Source organism: Burkholderia sp. LMU1-1-1.1 (assembly GCF_040675865.1).
Taxonomy (GTDB): domain Bacteria; phylum Pseudomonadota; class Gammaproteobacteria; order Burkholderiales; family Burkholderiaceae_D; genus Rugamonas.
In genome coordinates this window covers 466,042-482,777 of sequence record NZ_JBEGHG010000012.1, presented here as the reverse complement: position 1 = coordinate 482,777, position 16,736 = coordinate 466,042, and the positions used below count along the sequence as shown (strand labels likewise).

At 61.8% G+C, this 16,736-nt stretch carries 16 protein-coding genes and 1 tRNA gene; 7 read left to right on the top strand and 10 right to left on the bottom strand.

Features of this window, described 5'->3' with window-relative positions; translation table 11 throughout:
* The first annotated feature begins 8 nt into the window (after positions 1-8).
* The 6 genes from MRBLMU1_RS13895 to MRBLMU1_RS13870 all read left to right on the top strand — a co-directional run bounded on the left by MRBLMU1_RS13895 (position 9) and on the right by MRBLMU1_RS13870 (position 4,667).
* On the top strand, positions 9-1,538 hold the full coding sequence (locus tag MRBLMU1_RS13895) for a fumarate hydratase (protein ID WP_315221144.1): 1,530 nt from the start codon (positions 9-11) through the stop codon (positions 1,536-1,538).
* Entirely contained in the window at positions 1,538-2,395 is an 858-nt protein-coding gene (gene murI, locus MRBLMU1_RS13890) for a glutamate racemase (RefSeq protein ID WP_363502235.1), read from the top strand. Before MRBLMU1_RS13895 ends, murI begins: the two co-directional genes overlap by 1 nt.
* A 114-nt stretch (positions 2,396-2,509) precedes the next feature.
* Positions 2,510-2,585: transfer RNA gene (locus tag MRBLMU1_RS13885), tRNA-His, on the top strand.
* A 384-nt stretch (positions 2,586-2,969) separates the two neighbouring features.
* Positions 2,970-3,509, top strand: a complete 540-nt coding sequence (locus MRBLMU1_RS13880) for a lysozyme (RefSeq protein ID WP_363502233.1) — start codon at positions 2,970-2,972, stop codon at positions 3,507-3,509.
* Between the two features lie 3 nt (positions 3,510-3,512).
* Positions 3,513-3,971 carry a hypothetical protein gene (locus MRBLMU1_RS13875; RefSeq protein ID WP_363502231.1) on the top strand — a complete coding sequence of 153 codons (459 nt, stop codon included), beginning with the start codon at positions 3,513-3,515 and terminating at the stop codon, positions 3,969-3,971.
* Between the two features lie 246 nt (positions 3,972-4,217).
* Complete coding sequence (locus MRBLMU1_RS13870; RefSeq protein WP_363502229.1) at positions 4,218-4,667, top strand: hypothetical protein; 450 nt, start codon at positions 4,218-4,220, stop codon at positions 4,665-4,667.
* Between the two features lie 367 nt (positions 4,668-5,034).
* Here MRBLMU1_RS13870 and MRBLMU1_RS13865 read toward each other — a convergent pair whose 3' ends face one another.
* The 6 genes from MRBLMU1_RS13865 to MRBLMU1_RS13840 form a co-directional block, all read right to left on the bottom strand.
* On the bottom strand, positions 5,035-5,442 hold the full coding sequence (locus tag MRBLMU1_RS13865) for a hypothetical protein (RefSeq protein WP_363502227.1): 408 nt from the start codon (positions 5,440-5,442) through the stop codon (positions 5,035-5,037).
* A 145-nt stretch (positions 5,443-5,587) separates the two neighbouring features.
* On the bottom strand, positions 5,588-5,935 hold the full coding sequence (locus MRBLMU1_RS13860; protein ID WP_363502225.1) for an energy transducer TonB: 348 nt from the start codon (positions 5,933-5,935) through the stop codon (positions 5,588-5,590).
* Positions 5,936-6,002: 67 nt separating this feature from the next.
* Complete coding sequence (locus tag MRBLMU1_RS13855; RefSeq protein ID WP_363502223.1) at positions 6,003-6,338, bottom strand: energy transducer TonB; 336 nt, start codon at positions 6,336-6,338, stop codon at positions 6,003-6,005.
* 93 nt (positions 6,339-6,431) lie between these two features.
* Positions 6,432-8,177 (bottom strand): methyl-accepting chemotaxis protein, encoded by a 1,746-nt coding sequence (locus tag MRBLMU1_RS13850; RefSeq protein WP_363502221.1) that lies wholly within the window; start codon positions 8,175-8,177, stop codon positions 6,432-6,434.
* Positions 8,178-8,512: 335 nt separating this feature from the next.
* Entirely contained in the window at positions 8,513-9,547 is a 1,035-nt protein-coding gene (dusA, locus tag MRBLMU1_RS13845) for a tRNA dihydrouridine(20/20a) synthase DusA (RefSeq protein WP_363502219.1), read from the bottom strand.
* A 69-nt stretch (positions 9,548-9,616) separates the two neighbouring features.
* The gene (locus MRBLMU1_RS13840; RefSeq protein WP_363502217.1) at positions 9,617-10,192 is read right to left on the bottom strand and encodes a helix-turn-helix domain-containing protein; all 576 of its coding nucleotides are present in this window, start codon (positions 10,190-10,192) and stop codon (positions 9,617-9,619) included.
* Positions 10,193-10,243: 51 nt separating this feature from the next.
* Here MRBLMU1_RS13840 and MRBLMU1_RS13835 point away from each other — a divergent pair, with 51 nt between their 5' ends.
* The gene (locus tag MRBLMU1_RS13835; protein WP_363502400.1) at positions 10,244-10,708 is read left to right on the top strand and encodes a GNAT family N-acetyltransferase; all 465 of its coding nucleotides are present in this window, start codon (positions 10,244-10,246) and stop codon (positions 10,706-10,708) included.
* 109 nt (positions 10,709-10,817) lie between these two features.
* Here MRBLMU1_RS13835 and MRBLMU1_RS13830 read toward each other — a convergent pair whose 3' ends face one another.
* From MRBLMU1_RS13830 to rbfA, 4 genes are all read right to left on the bottom strand, one after another.
* Positions 10,818-13,058, bottom strand: coding sequence for a DUF3141 domain-containing protein (locus MRBLMU1_RS13830; protein WP_363502215.1), 2,241 nt, complete (start codon positions 13,056-13,058; stop codon positions 10,818-10,820).
* A gap of 146 nt (positions 13,059-13,204) precedes the next feature.
* Positions 13,205-15,037, bottom strand: coding sequence for a translational GTPase TypA (gene typA, locus MRBLMU1_RS13825; protein ID WP_363502213.1), 1,833 nt, complete (start codon positions 15,035-15,037; stop codon positions 13,205-13,207).
* Between the two features lie 280 nt (positions 15,038-15,317).
* Positions 15,318-16,241, bottom strand: coding sequence for a tRNA pseudouridine(55) synthase TruB (truB, locus tag MRBLMU1_RS13820; protein ID WP_363502211.1), 924 nt, complete (start codon positions 16,239-16,241; stop codon positions 15,318-15,320).
* Between the two features lie 17 nt (positions 16,242-16,258).
* Positions 16,259-16,681 carry a 30S ribosome-binding factor RbfA gene (gene rbfA / locus MRBLMU1_RS13815; RefSeq protein WP_363502209.1) on the bottom strand — a complete coding sequence of 141 codons (423 nt, stop codon included), beginning with the start codon at positions 16,679-16,681 and terminating at the stop codon, positions 16,259-16,261.
* Positions 16,682-16,736: the final 55 nt, after the last annotated feature.

The window sequence follows — 16,736 nt, the reverse complement described above, 5'->3', positions numbered from 1 at the left end:
AGAACATCATGACCATCATAAAGCAAGAAGACCTGATCGAATCCGTTGCCGCCGCGCTCCAGTACATCAGCTACTACCACCCCGCCGACTACATCGAGCACCTGGCGCGCGCCTACGAGCACGAGCAGAGCCCGGCGGCCAAGGACGCGATCGCGCAGATCCTGACGAACTCGCGCATGTGCGCGGAAGGCAAGCGTCCGATCTGCCAGGACACCGGCATCGTCAACGTCTTCCTGAAAATCGGCATGGGCGTGCGCTTCGAGGGCTTCACCGGCACCGTCACCGACGCCGTCAACGAGGGCGTGCGCCGCGCCTACAACTTCGACGACAACAAACTGCGCGCCTCCATCGTCGCCGACCCGCATTTCGACCGCAAGAACACCAAGGACAATACGCCGGCCGTGGTCCATATGGAACTGGTCGAAGGGAATACGGTCGACGTCAAGGTCGCGGCCAAGGGCGGCGGCTCGGAGAACAAATCCAAGATGATCATGATGAACCCGTCCGATTCGCTGATCGACTGGGTCATGAAGACCGTGCCGACCATGGGCGCCGGCTGGTGCCCGCCGGGCATGCTGGGCATCGGCATCGGCGGCACCGCCGAGAAGGCCATGCTGATGGCCAAGGAGGTGCTGATGGAAGACATCGACATGTTCGAGCTCAAGCAGCGCGGCCCGCAGAACAAGCTCGAAGAGCTGCGCATCGAGCTGTGCGACAAGATCAACTCGCTGGGCATCGGCGCGCAGGGCCTGGGCGGCCTGACGACCGTGCTGGACGTGAAAATCATGATGCACCCAACCCACGCGGCCTCCAAGCCGGTGGCGATGATCCCGAACTGCGCGGCCACCCGCCACGGCCACTTCGTGCTGGATGGCTCGGGCCCCGCCTACATGACGCCGCCTCCGCTGTCGACCTGGCCGGACGTCTCGTGGGCGCCGGACACCGAGAAATCGAAGCGCGTCGACCTCAACACCCTGACGAAGGAAGAAGTCGCCTCGTGGAAGCCGGGCCAGACCCTGCTGCTCAACGGCAAAATGCTGACCGGCCGCGACGCCGCGCACAAGCGCATCCAGGACATGCTGGCCAAGGGCGAGGAATTGCCGGTCGACTTCAAGAACCGCGTGATCTACTACGTCGGCCCGGTCGATCCGGTGCGTGACGAAGTCGTCGGCCCGGCCGGCCCGACCACCGCCACCCGCATGGACAAGTTCACCGACATGATGCTCGAGCAAACCGGCCTGATCGCGATGATCGGCAAGGCCGAGCGCGGCCCGGTCGCCATCGAGTCGATCAAGAAGCACCAGTCGGCCTACCTGATGGCGGTCGGCGGCTCGGCCTACCTGGTTTCCAAGGCGATCAAGGGCGCCAAGGTGCTGGGCTTCGCCGACATGGGCATGGAAGCGATCTACGAGTTCGACGTGGTCGACATGCCGGTGACGGTGGCCGTCGACGCGGCCGGCACCTCGGTGCACAACACCGGCCCGGCGGAGTGGAAAGCCAAGATCGAGCAGTTGAACATCCCGGTCGTCACCGCCTGATGACCAGCGCCCGCCCCCGTTCGGCCGACGCCCTGGTTGACTCGCCCATCGGCGTTTTCGATTCCGGCGTGGGCGGGCTGTCGGTGCTGCGCCACATCCGCGCGCAGCTGCCGCACGAACACCTGATGTACTTCGCCGATTCCGGCCACGCGCCGTATGGCGACAAGACCGAACAGTTTGTCGTCGACCGCGCGCTGGCCGTGACGGATTTCCTGCTGGCGCACGGCGCCAAGGCGCTGGTGGTGGCCTGCAACACCGCCACCGTGGCCGCCATCAAGGCGGTGCGCGCGCGCTATCCGGATTTGCCGGTGGTCGGCGTCGAACCGGGCCTCAAACCGGCCGTGGCCGCCACGCGCAACGGCAAGGTGGGCGTGCTGGCGACAGCGCGCACGCTCAAGGGTGAAAAGTTCCTGCAACTGCGCGAGCAGATCTCCGCCGCCAGCAATACCGAGTTCCTGTTGCAACCGGCCGTCGGGCTGGTCGACTTGATCGAACAGGGCGACCTGGAGACGCCGGCCATCGGCGCCATGCTGGAGCGCTATGTCGCCCCGCTGCTGGACCAGGGCGCCGATACGCTGGTGCTCGGCTGCACCCACTATCCCTTCATCAAGAATGGCATCGAACGCGTGCTGCACGATCACGCGCGCACCGACGTGACCCTGATCGACACCGGCGACGCCGTGGCGCGCCAGCTGGTGCGCCTGCTGGAGGCGGCCGGCCTGCTGCGTGTGCCGCCGGCCGCCGGTATTGCCGAGCCCACCCTGCGCGGCTACACCACGGCAGAGGTCAGCGCCCTGGCGCCCGCCTTCGACAAGCTGCTGGGCTTGCGTCCGCCGGTCGAGAAAGTTGATGTCTGAGCAAAACGTCATCTTTCACGGGAAACTTTGCATTTAGATTTGCAGGATTCAAATCAGGCTTGTATAATTCGGCACCTGTTCAGCGAATAGCTGGATAGTTGAAGTAAGACAGTGGTGGCTGTAGCTCAGTTGGTAGAGTCCAGGATTGTGATTCCTGTTGTCGTGGGTTCGAGCCCCATCAGCCACCCCACGGAATAAAGTGAAAAGCCCAGTCTCTGACTGGGCTTTTTGCGTTATGCGGACTCCAGAAGCCCGGTGGGGCGAGCGCCTGACTCCCTACCGGCCAACATTTTGGCCAAGGTTCTCCTGTTAAACGAAATGTGGGCTCAGAAAGCCGGCACGTCCGAGCTGGCCCGCCGAATGGAGACGATTGCGCATTACCCGCCTAATCGATGTGCGGCATATATCAACGCTCGAAAGCATTGAGCAAGCACTTCGCGCGCTTGGCAAGCATCTTGAATTGACCCTGGCTTAAAGCTCACATGCCGTGCCTCAGCGCCAGCCGTGATGCCACTCAAGGTCAAAGGCTGGGAGGGATGTAAATTAGATTTTCAATCCACTTGGAAAGTCTAATATGCCTTCCTCAAATTCCGCCGCCAACCCCAACGCGCACATGCGCATGAGTCTGGCGGCTAAAGCAAGGATGCGTTCCACCGAACGGGCCGTCTATAAATATTACAACGACATGGGGAAGAACAAAGGCCACTGCACCTGGGGTGCGGGCATCCTCGCGCACAGGGGCGTCTGCAGCGAGGAAGAGCTTGGGAAGAAGGTCAGTGTCACTTCCGTTGAGATTGAGTTCGAACGTCGCGTGGCCGAGGCCGAACGAGGTGTGAAGCGCTGCGTAGTCACTGAACTAAACCAGGAACAATTTGACGCTATCGTCAGCCTCACCTACAACGCCGGAGTTAGCGGCTCACTAGACACCTACAAGTATCTCAACAGGAAAGATTTTGCCGGCGCCGCCTCGAACATATCCACGATGATACGCGTGCGTATCGGAGGCAAGTTAGTCATCGCGCCCGGCTTAATCAAGCGCAGAGCAGAGGAAAGCGCACCGTTTCGCATCGGCGTTCAGGCCGCATCGACTTCGAACAAATCAACCAAGGGGTAAGAAATGCTCTATCTTCGTTTAAGCGATCTTCTCCGTGTGGGGGTAACGGTGCTGGCTTTCATTTGTTCGTCCACACAACCCGTGTATGCAGCGGAGCAGCTGGACACATCCGTTATTGGCAGGTGGAAGCTGACAGCCGTGCTCGATTCCTCCGACATCACCTCTCTCGACGACCAAGAGGCGGAGGCTTTGGTAGGTCAAATCATCACGATCGATCGCGATAAAGTTCAACTTGGCGCTCGGGTGTGTGACTCGCCGAGCTTTGAAATCACCAAGGCTGAAACAAATAAATTTTTCCGCGACCAAGCGCATGCGAGCGCGAAAAAACTGGGACTGCCAAATCCTGTCACGGCTGTCTACGTGAGTTGCACCGAGGTGTACATCAAATCCCGAAACCGCTTGGTCGTCCACTGGAAAGGCTTCTTCTTCGACGCCATCCGCATGCCCAGCAAATCCCTCTAAGCCACGTAGGGCGGATTAGCGCAGCGTAATCGGCCACTGCATGCGTCGCGACGGCCCATGCAATGGCCGATTACGGCGTGCCGCCTAATCCGCCCTACGAAAATCGATGCTTGATCTCAGAATAATTTTGCCAGCCATTGCCCAATGGCACTAAATTGGCGCTACAATGAGGATGCCTTTCGGCACCAATCAGCGGCCACTTCGCTCCCCGAATTACGTCATCTAAGTCTTACCTACAGCGCAGCCATGTCTGAACCAAAATCCCTCTCAGAAGTCAGTACCTATAGCAAAGACACGCCCGTCGGCCGTCCGGATATCGACGGCCGCGCCGGCGTATTCGTCCCATCGGAAATGTTCGACCCCGGCAGCAACAGCGCCATCCGCAGCGGTTCGGGCATCGTCGGCTACGGCAACCCGGACGGTTCGCTGACCGTCTACTTCGAAGCCAACCGCTTCGAGGACAGCAGCCTGCACAAATGGGAAAACAAGGCGCGCAAAGCCTACGACCGCATGGTCATGGGCGCGCCCACCGTATCCAAAGCCAAGATCGACGCCAAGATGCTCGATCAGGTCGGCCTGATCGACGGCATGGGCATCCACTTGAAGCAGCCGGAAGGTTTGCAACGCTGGCTCGAAATCTCCAACGCCGCCGATACCGCCCCGGCCGGCCCCGTCGTGCTGTGGAAAACCAAGTAAGAAGTTGGTAAAAAGATAGAGACGGCGTGTTGTCCTACACGCCGCCGGACATTTTGCTGATGTTCTTAATGTAGCCTTAAGACTATTCTGGAGACATCAACAACCCTCACCCAACCCGGGAGTCTGTCATGGCACGCTATCTCCACTTCGCATACGGCGCATTACTGCTCAGTCTTGCATGCGCTTCGACTTATGTGTTGGTAGAGGGTAACGCACTGGGCCAGGCATCGGTCTACGTGCTGCGCTAGTTTCCTGGTGCGCCGGGACCAAGGCGCGGAGAAATTCCCGAACGGATGTAAAAATCCCGCCAGGCCCATGAGGCCTGGCGGGATTTTTTGTGTCCGCGATTGAAATCAGCGGCCGGCGATCAACGGCGATAGCCGCCACGGCCCCAGCCACCCCGTCCCCAGCCGCCGCGATGGCCGCCCGAGAAGCGGCTGAACGAGAAGTCCAGGCCGATGGAGACCGGCGGGTAGTAATACGACGGTGCCGGCTGGTAATACACGGGCGCCGGCGCGTAATAGACCGGCGGCGCCACGACATACGTGGTGGTACTCACCGGTTCGGCGTAGACCACGCGCGAGCTCGGCGCCGGCAGTTCCTCGGTCGTGTAGACGGTCGCCGGGGCGCTGCCCGGGGCGCGGTTCGACGGCGTCACGGATACGGTGCGCCACTGGTAGGGATCCTGTACCTGGGCGGTGGTGTAATACGGCTGCTGCACTGCGCACCCGGTGAGCGCCAGCAGCGCGCCGACCACGGCAAAGATAATCTTCATGACAAATCTCCTTGTTCCAGTATCGTACTATATAAGGAAGTTTAGCGCGTCCGCAGCCCGATTACAGCTTGTTACACGTAATAATACGGGCGAAAAAAAAGGAGCCGAATGCGGCTCCTTTTGGTATTGCCCTGCGGGACTATGCTTAGTCCAGCTTCCAGGCGTAGTCGACCTTGGTCCAGGTCTCGGCCGGCGCGCCGTCCTTGGTGCCCGGCTTGAATTTGCAGGCGCTCAGCGCCTTGATGGCGGCCTTGTCCAGATTCTTGAAGCCGCTCGTCTTGTCGAGCTTGGAATCGGATACCGAGCCGTCGGCCTTGATCAGGAACGACATCGACACCGTGCCCTGCTCTTCGTTCATCAGCGACGCTTTCGGATATTCCGCTTTGCAGTTTTTGGCGTCGAAACTGGCCGGCACTTCGGCGGCGAACGCCGCTGGAACGCTCGACACGAGCACTGCTGCAACCACACTCAACCAACGCTTATTTGTAGACATCTGATTTCCCCTAGTGGATGGATTCGGCAATCGGCCATGCGCCCGGCATGGCCACTTGAGACAGGTGTTACAGCTTCCAGCTATAGTCGACCTTGGTCCAGGTCTGTGCTACCGCGCCGTCCTTGGTGCCCGGCTTGAACTTGCAACCGCTCAGCGCCTTCAGCGCCGCTTTGTCGAGGTTCTTGAAACCGCTCGACTTTTCCAGCTTCGACTCGACGACGTTGCCGTCGGCGCCGACCAGGAACGACATCTTGACGTCGCCCTGCTCTTCATTCATCAGCGATGCCTTCGGGTATTCGGCCTTGCAGTTCTTGGCGTCGAGCGAGGCCGGCACTTCGGCGGCGATGGTGACGGCGGAGACGGCGGACAGAACGACGGCGGCGATGATCGAAAACTTGTTCATTTGTATTTCCCAACAATTATTTTTAGACACTGATTAGATAGACGCCAAGGCCCGCACACGTGTCGCAAAGGGCGACAGCAGGCCGAGGCAAGCTTAAAACTCTTCCCACTCGTCGGCGCCGTTGCTGCTCGGGGCGTTGACGACCTTCTTCGGTTTGGCGATCGCTGCGGCCGGCTTGGCGGCCAATTTCTTCACAGGAGCGCGGGCGGCGGTGATCGGCTTGACCACTGCCTTCGGGGCCGGCGTAAATACCGGAGCGGCGACGCGCTCCTCGCCTTCCACCAGCTTGAAGATGCTGACCACCCGGGACAACTCGGAGGCCTGGTCTTGCAAGCTTTGTGCTGCGGCGGCGGATTCTTCCACCAGCGCGGCGTTTTGCTGGGTCATGCTGTCCATCTCGATAATGGACAGGTTGACCTGTTCGATGCCAGCGCTTTGTTCCTGGCTGGCGTTGGCGATCTCGCTCATGATGTCGGTCACGCGGCGCACCGAGGCGACCACTTCATCCATCGTCACGCCGGCCTGGCCGACCAGCTTGGTGCCGGCGCCGACCTTCTCGACCGAGTCGTCGATCAGCATCTTGATTTCCTTGGCGGCGCCAGCGGAACGCTGGGCCAGGTTGCGCACTTCCGACGCCACCACGGCGAAGCCGCGGCCCTGCTCGCCGGCACGGGCCGCCTCGACGGCGGCGTTCAGCGCCAGGATGTTGGTTTGGAAAGCGATGCCGTCGATCACGCCGATGATGTCGACGATCTTCTTGGCCGACGCGTCGATCGAGCTCATGGTGTTGACCACTTCCGACACCACCTTGCCGCCCTTGATCGCCACGTCCGACGCCACCGACGCCAGCTGGTTGGCTTCACGGGCGTTGTCGGCGTTTTGTTTCACGGTCGAGGTCAACTCTTCCATCGCCGAGGCGGTTTTTTCCAGCGAGCTGGCTTGCATTTCGGTGCGGGCCGACAGGTCGATATTGCCGGCGGCGATCTCGCGCGAGGCGGTGCCGATGGTTTCGGTACCCGAACGGACCTGGCCGACGATGTCCACCAGGCTGTTGCGCATTTCCTTCATTTCGAACAGCAGGCTGTCCTTGTCGTTGCCGCTGGTGTCGATGGACACGGCCAGGTCGCCGTTGGCGATGCTGCTGGCGATCGAGGCGGTGTAGTCCGGCTCGCCGCCCAGCTGCTTGAGCAGGCCGCGGGTGATGACCAGCGCGGCGACGATCGAGATACCGACCGCCAGCAGGCCCATGATGATCATGAAGGTGCGGCCGCTGGAGAAGCCCTTGGCGGCGTCGACCTGCATTTCGGCGTTCAGCTTGTCTTCCAGCGCGGCCAGTTGATCGAGCGCGGTCATCCATTTTTTCTGGGCCGGACGGATTTCCTTGATCAGCACGCGGGTCGCGCCTTCGGCATTGCTCGCCAACCACATCTCGGTCGCCTTGGCGATCGCCGGCATGGCCAGGCCTTCCTGCTCCTTGATCGTGGCCAGCAGCGCTTTTTCCTCAGGGATCGATTCCTTGGCGAATTGCGCGCTCAGCTTGTTCTGGGCGTCCGTGTACTTGGACGCCAGTTCCTTGACGCGGTTCAGTTCCGGTTCCATGTCGGCGGCGTCGGTCATCAAGGTCAGCACGCGCAGCGAGCTGATACGGTCGTTGACGTTGGCGCGCATGTCGAGCACCAGGCGCGAGACGACGTTATTGACGCTGATGACATGGTCCAGGCGGTCCTGGATCTGTGCCATGCGGAAGATGCCGACCGTGGTCACGGCGATCAGGAACAACAGTACCAGGGCGAATCCGAGGCCCAGGCGCGTTCCGACTTTCATTTTTGCTAAATTCATTTCGTCTCTTCTTAAGTGACACTGTTGATAAGAATTTGCCCTGGACTTCCTCGTTGGTACGAGAACACTATCCGCACACTCATTGCCGTAAATCAATAAAACATGACATTAGCAAACAATGACTGCGAATGCAAAATTTAGCGCTAACACGAAGCCTAGGTGTAGTTTTTGCGCCGCAATATGCCGTGGATGGTGTTGGAAATGTGTGGTATTTGATGAATTATAGATGCAAATTTTTCCTCAAAGCAAGAAAAAAATGCCACTAATTTACGCATCCTAAATTTCTGCGTGGAAATACCAACAGTTTTGCGAATTCAATGCCGGAAAGGCAAGACTTAAGCGGCGGTACGCAGCCGGGCGGCCGCTTCGAGGAGGAGGTTGGCGTCGCCGGCGGCGAGCTTTTTGGAATCGGACAGCACCTGGCGGAACTGGCGCGCGCCCGGCAGGCCGGTCATCAGGCCCAGCATGTGGCGGGTGATGCTGTTCAGTTTCAAGCCCTTGACGCCGTGCTGCGCCAGCTGGGCCTGGATATAGGGGATCATCGCCTCGATCACCTGCTCGCGCGACTTGATGGCGCTGTCGTCGCCATAGTAGCGCTGGTCGAACGTGGCCATCACGAACGGGTTGTGATACGCCTCGCGCCCCAGCATCACGCCGTCCAGATGCTTCAGGTGCTCATCGATCTCGGCCTCGGTCTTGATGCCGCCGTTGATGATGATTTCGAAGTCGGGAAAATCGCGCTTGAGGCGGTAGGCATAGTCGTACTTCAGCGGCGGCACCTCGCGGTTTTCCTTCGGCGACAAGCCCTTGAGGATGGCGTTGCGGGCGTGGACGATGAAGGTCTTGCAGCCGGCGTCGGCCACGGTGCCGACGAAATCGCGGACGAAGTCGTAGCTTTCGGTCTGGTCGATGCCGATCCGGTGCTTGACGGTGACGTCGATGCTGACGGCGTCGCGCATGGCCTTGACGCAATCGGCCACCAGTTGCGGCTCGGCCATCAGGCAGGCGCCGAAAGCGCCCTTCTGCACGCGCTCGGACGGGCAACCGCAGTTCAGGTTGATCTCGTCGTAGCCCCATTTTTCGCCCAGTTTGGCGCTGGTGGCCAGGTCGGCCGGGTCGCTGCCGCCCAGTTGCAGCGCGACCGGGTGCTCCTCCTCGTTGAAGCGCAGGTGGCGCTCGACGTCGCCGTAGACCAGCGCGCCGGTGGTGACCATCTCCGTGTACAGCCACGTGTGGCGGCTGATGTGACGGTGGAACACGCGGCAGTGGCGGTCGGTCCAGTCCATCATCGGCGCGACCGACAGGCGGCGGCTCGGCTTGACGCCAGGCGCTGCGGCTGTATCGGTGGTCGGGAGATCGATGATGGTCATGGCGGCTGCTACGGGAAACGGATGAGGGTCGTCATTATATCGCCAAACCCCGTGGCGGGCCATGGACCGCTACGCCGGGGCGAACGGCAAGGTCACCAGACCGACCAGATAGCGCGCCGGCCGGGTGCCGGGATTGGCGTAGACGATCTGCTGATCCTCGCGCATCGCCACGCAATCGCCGGCTTCCAGACGCCATTGCTGGTCGCCGGCCGAGATATCCATGACGCCCTCGAGCAGCCATACCTGCTGGTAGATGTCCGACGCCCGCACCACCCGGTCATAGGCGACGCGCTGGCCCGGCGGGAACACCACTTCGACCAGTTGCAGCGGCGATCGCGCCGCCGGCGACAGTTGCCGCCGCACGTAGCCGGAAGCCGGGTCGGTCCACACCTGCTGCTCGGCGGCGCGGCGCAGCGGCGACGGCGCGGAGGCGTTGTCACCGGCTTCGAACAGCGAGGCCAAGGTCACGCCGAGGGCGCCGGCCAGCTTGTCGAGCACGGTGGCGGTGGCACTGCTCTCGCCACGCTCGATCAGGGAAATGTTGGAGCGGCTCACGCCGCTCAGCTCGGCCAGCGCCGTCAACGACAGCTGACGCGCTTCGCGCAGGGCCAAGACGCGGCCCGCAATTAATTTGTTTATATCCATGCTATCCATTATACTGGATTTACCGTCCAACAAAATGACCGCCCATCCATGATGCATATCGCCTTTGAAACCCCGAACCAGCCTGAAGTCATCTCCCTGATCGCCGATCTCGATGCTTATCAACTTACACTGTACCCGCCGGAGCTCGTCTATGCACTGGATTTGCCCTCGCTGATGGAGCCGCATGTGAAGTTTGCCGTGGCGCGCGAGGGCGGCGCCAGCGGCAAGATCGTCGGTTGCTGCGCGATCGTGCTGTCGCCGGAATATGGCGAGATCAAGCGCCTGTACGTGGACCCCGCCGGGCGCGGCAAGGGCACTGGACGGGGGTTGCTGAGCTTGCTGGAAAAGGCGGCGCTGGAGGCCGGTTGCGCGCAGATGGTGCTGGAGACCGGGCCGTCGCAGCCGGAGGCGATGGGTCTGTACGAACGGCACGGCTTCCAGCGCTGCGGGGCGTTCGGCGACTATCCGGACGATCCGATGAGTGTGTTCATGCGAAAAGATCTCGTAAACACGTAGGGCGGATTAGGCGGAACGCCGTAATCGGCCATATACGAGCCGCTGGCGACGCATGCATGGCCGATTACGCTGCGCTAATCCGCCCTACGTGCCTCCGTGGTTTCTCGGCTTACGCTTCCTTTTTCTTCTTGCGCACCACGGCCAGCTTCGGCGCCTGCGGACCGAACATCTCCGCCACCCGCTCCAGCCGCACGGCGCCGTCGCCGACCAGCGTACCGGTCGCGCCCGCCACCTGCCGCACGATGCCCAGCGCCGCCGCGCGCGCTTCCGGCTCGTCCGGCAACAGCAGCGGCAGGTCGCGCATCGCCGCCTCCTCGTCGACCTGCAACATCAGGTACTGCTCGCGCACGATGGTCTTGAACTGCGTCACGCTCAACTCCTCATCGTCCGACGTGCGCAGGCGCAGCTGGCGTATCGTCGCGAACGCGCGCTCGTCGGCCGCGCTCATTTCCGGACTGCGATAGATGTACAGCAGGCCGCGAATGATGGCCTCCGTCGCCCCGCCCTCGGCCGTCTTGGTGGCCGCCGCCAGGCGATGCGCGTTCAGCGCCGCCTCGTGCGCCAAGTCGCGGCCGATGCGGCGCGGCGCGCCGGCCTCGGACCGCAAGCCCACCAGCGCCTGCAGCACCGGCGAGCCGTAGACATTGAGGAAGAACTTTTCGGTCGCCTCGTCTCGCGCGTCGCGATAGGCATCCAAGGTGGCGACGACCTGCTTGGACATGTGCTCCTGCATTTTCAGGAAGATGTTGTCCTTGGCCACCGGCCGGCGCTGCGCACGCACCTTCTCGGCCAGCGCCGGGATGCCGTCGAGTAGCTTGTTTTTGCTGGAGAACGCCGTGTAGCGCAGCCGCAGCGGGTGCGCCTCGCGCAGCCGTTCGGCGCTCTCCTCCGTCACCATGCTCTTGACGATCGGACTGACGAACTGGCGATACAGACCCTGGTTGATTTCCGACACCCGCGCGACCGTGGCGAAACGGCGCTCGTCCTCGGCGTCGTTGCCGCCGAGCGCGCGCAACGAGTCCAGCCCGCGCCGCTCGAAGCGCATGACGAAGTCGCCGCCCATCATGTCGCCGGCGGCGATCTCGGCCTGCAACATCTCCTCGTCCTTGTCGAGGAATACCGCCTCGTACAGGCCCGGCGGCATGATGTCGATCATGTCCATGGCGGCCGTGAATTCCTCGTGCTCCTTGTTGGCCACCGACGCCGAGACGAAGATGCCCAGGTGCCCTATGCTCTGGTGCATCGTGTAGATGATGGTCTGGCCGCCGGCAACCAGCGCGGCGTCGTCCTCGTACAGGTCCAGCACCCAGCCGAGCGCCTGCTGCGGCGGCGTGATGTCGTCGCCCCACGAGCAGAACACCACGATCGGCGACTTGATGTTGCGCAGGTCGATGCGGCGGCCTTCGCTGTCGAGCAGCGCGGCCGCGCTCAGGTGGTTGCCGACGAACAGCGAGTCGGCGATGTATTGCATCTCGCCGGCGTTGAGCAGCACCGGATTGCCCCACCAGCGCTCGAACTCGAGGAAGCGCGCCGCCTCGGTGTCGATCTTCGAATAGACGTTGTAGTTCTTGCTCCACATCGTGTTCGACGGGTTCATTTTCTCGAAATTTTCGACCAGCTGCGCGCCGTCGAAAATGCCGTTGCCAAGGTCGCCCGCCAGCGACGTCGTCCACGTCCCGCCGAGCGCGCCGCCCAGGTAGCGCATCGGGTTCTTGCCGCGCACGCCAGCCCAATACGACAGCGGCGCCCCGGCCAGCACCAGCGGGCCGACCAGGTCCGGCTGCAGCGCGGCCGTCATCATGATTTGCCAGCCGGCCTGGCAGTTGCCGATCAGCGCGGGCTTGCCGTCGGCCTGCGGATGCAGCTGGGCCACATGGGCGATGAATTTCGCCTCGGCCCGGCACACGTCCTCGATGGTCTGGCCCGGCACCGGCTTGGGCAGGAAGCCGACGAAATAGCAGGGATGGCCGGCCTTGAGCACGACACCGATCTCGCTATCCTGTTTCATGCCGGCGATGCCGGGGCCGTGGCCGGCGCGCGGGTCGAACACGATGAACGGACGCTTGGACGGATCGGGGGTGATGCCGTCCGGCGGCGCGATATAGCACAGGCCGTAGTTGACGGGACGCTCGAGGTCGCGCCCGTCCATGATGACCTTGAAGGCAAAGCTCAGCACGTGCGGAGCGGTCTCTTCGGTACGAAGGTTGCGCTCATCGCCGCGCTGCCGCAACACGTCCATGAACAGCACGCTGCGCTGGCAGGCATCGACCCAATAGTCGGTCGCCTGCTGCGCGAAGGAGAAGGGATTGGTAGGCCACCCGGACCATGGATTCAACTTGTCGTCACTCACCTTGATGCTCCTCAATACGGATTTATGCTGCCATGCGTCAAATTACTCCAGCCCAAGTCAAAAGGCAATTGAATCCGTTTCAACGAAAAAAAACCCCGGGACTCCATGGAGGCCGGGGTTTTTTTGTCATGCGTCGAAACCGGAAATCAGGATTCGCGCGATGCTTTTTTACGCTCGTGCTCTTTCAGGAAGCGCTTGCGCAGACGGATCGATTTCGGGGTGATTTCCACCAGTTCGTCGTCGTCGATGAATTCGACGGCGTATTCCAGCGACATCTGAATCGGCGGCACCAGGCGCACCGCTTCGTCGGTACCGGACGAACGCACGTTGGTCAGCTGCTTGCCCTTGATCGGGTTGACGACCAGATCGTTGTCGCGCGAGTGGATACCGATGATCATGCCTTCGTAGACCGGGTCGTTGTGGACCACGAACATGCGGCCGCGATCCTGCAGTTTCCAGATGGCGTAGGCCACGGCGGCGCCGTCGTCCTGCGAGATCAGCACGCCGTTGCGACGACCGCCCAGTTCGCCTTTGGTGTTGTCGACCGGAGCGTAGGCGTCGAACACGTGGCTCATCAAGCCGGTGCCGCGGGTCAGGGTCATGAACTCGCCCTGGAAGCCGATCAGGCCACGTGCTGGAATACGGTATTCCAGACGCACACGGCCTTTGCCGTCCGATTCCATGTTTTGCAGGTCGCCGCGACGACGGCCCAGTTCTTCCATGACGCCGCCCTGGTTGGCTTCTTCAACGTCGACCGACAGTTGTTCGAACGGCTCGTGGCGCACGCCATCGACCATTTTGAAGACAACGCGTGGACGCGACACGGCCAGCTCGAAACCTTCGCGACGCATGTTTTCGATCAGGATGGTCAGGTGCAGCTCGCCGCGACCCGATACTTCGAAGATCGTGTCGTCATCGGTTTGTGCAACGCGCAGCGCGACGTTGGCTTTCAGTTCCTTGTCCAGCCGGTCGCGCAGCTGGCGCGAGGTCACGAACTTGCCTTCGCGGCCGGCCAGTGGCGAGTTGTTGACCATGAAGTTCATGGTCAGGGTAGGCTCGTCGACGGTCAGCATCGGCAGCGGTTCCGGGGTATCCAGAGCGCACAGCGTCGAACCGATACCGATTTCATCGATACCGTTGATCAGGCAGATGTCGCCGGCGACGGCTTCGTCGACCAGCACGCGCTCCAGGCCCTTGAAGTTCAGCACCTGGTTGATGCGGCCTTTGATCGGGGTGGCGCCTGGGCCATTGATGACCAGAACGTCCTGGCCGACCTTGACGGTGCCGCGGTTGACGCGGCCGATGCCGATCTTGCCGACGTAGGACGAGTAGTCCAGCGACGTGATTTGCATCTGCAGCGGGCCTTCTGGATTGTCGTCGCGCACAGGAACGTGTTCCAGGATGGCGTCGAACAGCGGCTTCATGTCGCCGCTGCGGACGTCTTCGGTCAGGCCGGCATAACCGTTCAGGCCGGATGCGTAGACGACCGGGAAGTCCAGTTGTTCGTCGGTCGCGCCCAGTTTGTCGAACAGTTCGAAGGTCTGGTTGATCGCCCATTCAGGACGTGCGCCCGGACGGTCGACCTTGTTGACGACGACGATAGGCTTCAGGCCCAGCGCCAGCGCCTTGCGGGTCACGAAGCGGGTCTGTGGCATCGGGCCTTCCTGCGCATCGATCAGCAGCAGAACGGAGTCGACCATCGACAGCACGCGCTCCACTTCGCCGCCGAAGTCGGCGTGGCCCGGGGTGTCGACGATGTTGATGTGGGTGCCTTCGTACTCAACCGCGCAGTTCTTCGACAGAATCGTAATGCCGCGTTCCTTTTCGAGGTCGTTCGAGTCCATGACGCGGTTATCGACCGCTTGGTTTTCACGGAAGGTGCCGGACTGGCGCAGCAGCTGATCCACGAGGGTGGTTTTGCCGTGGTCAACGTGGGCGATAATGGCGATGTTGCGAATTGCGCGTTTTGTAGTAGACATGGTCGTTATATTTGCTGAAAAACTGCGGGTGCGTACAAACTGTACGGGGGGTATTCCGGGATGTTCGTGGGCTACAACTGCTTAGCCAATTTCTGGAACCGCGTAGTATAGCATGTTGCGTTGCAACTCCTTAAAAATATCGAGTATTTTCAAAGAGTTGCTTTCCAACCCGTTGGGGTCAAGTCTGACATTCGGACACGGACCCGGCGGTGCTGCTCTGCTACGGTCCAGGTCGTGTCCGAATGTCAGACTTGACCCCGGGGTTCTTTTTGAAGATTGTTTATGGCGCGGTGAAGGCGATCAGCCGCTCCGGGGCGAGGATGCTGTACTCGCCCAGCAGCGCGGTGCCGAGCAGCTTGTCGTCCAGGTAGACGCGCACCCTGCCCTGCTCCGCCGGCACCGTGACCGGCTCCTTGCCCAACGCCAGGCGCTGGCCGTTGAGGAAGCGCTTGGCCAGCTCGGCGTTCAGTTGCACGGCCGGGAAACTGGCCAGCAAGGCGTCGACCGGGGCCAGCAGACTCAACGGTTCGGCGTGCGCGGTCAGCGCTTCCAAGGTGATCATGTTGTCCATCGTCAGCGGCCCCACCTGCGTGCGGCGCAGCGCGTTCAAATGCGCGCCGCAACCGAGCGCCTCGCCGATGTCCTGGCCCAGCACGCGGATGTACGTGCCCTTGCTGCACGTGACCGTCAACTTCAGCAACGGCGCTTCGTACGACACCAGCTCCAGCTTGTGGATGACGACGTTGCGCGCCTCGCGCTCCAGCGTGATGCCGGCGCGCGCGTATTCGTACAGCGGCTTGCCGTCGCGCTTCAACGCCGAGTACATCGGCGGCACTTGCGCGATCGGACCACGGAACTTTTCCAGCACCGCGTGGATCTGATCCAGGGTGACGTTGACGTCGCGCGTGTCGATGACCTCGCCCTCGGTGTCGCCGGTGTCGGTGGTCACGCCCAGGTGCACCGTGGTTTCGTAGGTCTTGTCGGCTTCCAGCAAGTCCTGCGAAAACTTGGTCGCCTCGCCAAAGCACAACGGCAGCAAGCCGGTGGCGAACGGGTCGAGCGTGCCGGTGTGGCCGGCCTTCTTGGCGTTGAGCACGCGCTTGGCTTTGATCAGTGCATCGTTGCTCGAGAAGCCGACCGGCTTGTCGAGCAGCAGCACGCCGTCGACCAGGTCGCGGACTTTTTTAGGATGATTTTGCTTCATGGATGGGGCCGAAAGGCTTATTCGGCGCCGTCTTTTTTCTCGTCGGCCGGCTTGGCCTCTTCGTCGTCCAGCGACCGCGTGGCGTTGGCCTGGTCGATCAGCAGCGACAACTCCATGCCGCGCGAGGTCGACGTGTCGTGCACGAAGTGCAGCGCCGGCAGCGTGTGGATGTGCAGGCGCTTGCCCAGCTGGCCGCGCATGTAGCCGGCGGCGGCCGACAGGCCTTCGACGGTCTGCTTGACCTGCTCCGGGTTGTCCTTGAGCATCGTGAAGAAGATCTTCGCGTGCGCGTAATCCGGCGTGACCTGCACTTCGGTGATGGTGATCATGCCGACCCGTGGGTCCTTCAACTCGTAGGCGATGATTTCGGACAGATCGCGCTGGATCTGGTCCGCGACGCGCTGACCGCGCTGCGGGATGCTTTTACTGTGTTTTGCCATGATTCGGTACTGCTTTCCATAAACGGCAAGTGGACGGGAGCTGTTGCCCCCGTCC

Excerpts from the sequence above, each read along its gene's own strand:
- MRBLMU1_RS13835 (WP_363502400.1), top strand. The coding sequence starts at position 10,244 with ATGCATATCGCCTTTGAAACCCCGAACCAGCCTGAAGTCATCTCCCTG.
- MRBLMU1_RS13895 (WP_315221144.1), top strand. The coding sequence starts at position 9 with ATGACCATCATAAAGCAAGAAGACCTGATCGAATCCGTTGCCGCCGCG.
- MRBLMU1_RS13840 (WP_363502217.1), bottom strand. The coding sequence starts at position 10,192 with ATGGATATAAACAAATTAATTGCGGGCCGCGTCTTGGCCCTGCGCGAA.
- MRBLMU1_RS13855 (WP_363502223.1), bottom strand. The coding sequence starts at position 6,338 with ATGAACAAGTTTTCGATCATCGCCGCCGTCGTTCTGTCCGCCGTCTCC.
- dusA (WP_363502219.1), bottom strand. The coding sequence starts at position 9,547 with ATGACCATCATCGATCTCCCGACCACCGATACAGCCGCAGCGCCTGGC.
- rbfA (WP_363502209.1), bottom strand. The coding sequence starts at position 16,681 with ATGGCAAAACACAGTAAAAGCATCCCGCAGCGCGGTCAGCGCGTCGCG.
- MRBLMU1_RS13880 (WP_363502233.1), top strand. The coding sequence starts at position 2,970 with ATGCCTTCCTCAAATTCCGCCGCCAACCCCAACGCGCACATGCGCATG.
- MRBLMU1_RS13850 (WP_363502221.1), bottom strand. The coding sequence starts at position 8,177 with ATGAATTTAGCAAAAATGAAAGTCGGAACGCGCCTGGGCCTCGGATTC.
- MRBLMU1_RS13860 (WP_363502225.1), bottom strand. The coding sequence starts at position 5,935 with ATGTCTACAAATAAGCGTTGGTTGAGTGTGGTTGCAGCAGTGCTCGTG.
- typA (WP_363502213.1), bottom strand. The coding sequence starts at position 15,037 with ATGTCTACTACAAAACGCGCAATTCGCAACATCGCCATTATCGCCCAC.
- MRBLMU1_RS13870 (WP_363502229.1), top strand. The coding sequence starts at position 4,218 with ATGTCTGAACCAAAATCCCTCTCAGAAGTCAGTACCTATAGCAAAGAC.
- MRBLMU1_RS13875 (WP_363502231.1), top strand. The coding sequence starts at position 3,513 with ATGCTCTATCTTCGTTTAAGCGATCTTCTCCGTGTGGGGGTAACGGTG.
- truB (WP_363502211.1), bottom strand. The coding sequence starts at position 16,241 with ATGAAGCAAAATCATCCTAAAAAAGTCCGCGACCTGGTCGACGGCGTG.
- MRBLMU1_RS13865 (WP_363502227.1), bottom strand. The coding sequence starts at position 5,442 with ATGAAGATTATCTTTGCCGTGGTCGGCGCGCTGCTGGCGCTCACCGGG.
- murI (WP_363502235.1), top strand. The coding sequence starts at position 1,538 with ATGACCAGCGCCCGCCCCCGTTCGGCCGACGCCCTGGTTGACTCGCCC.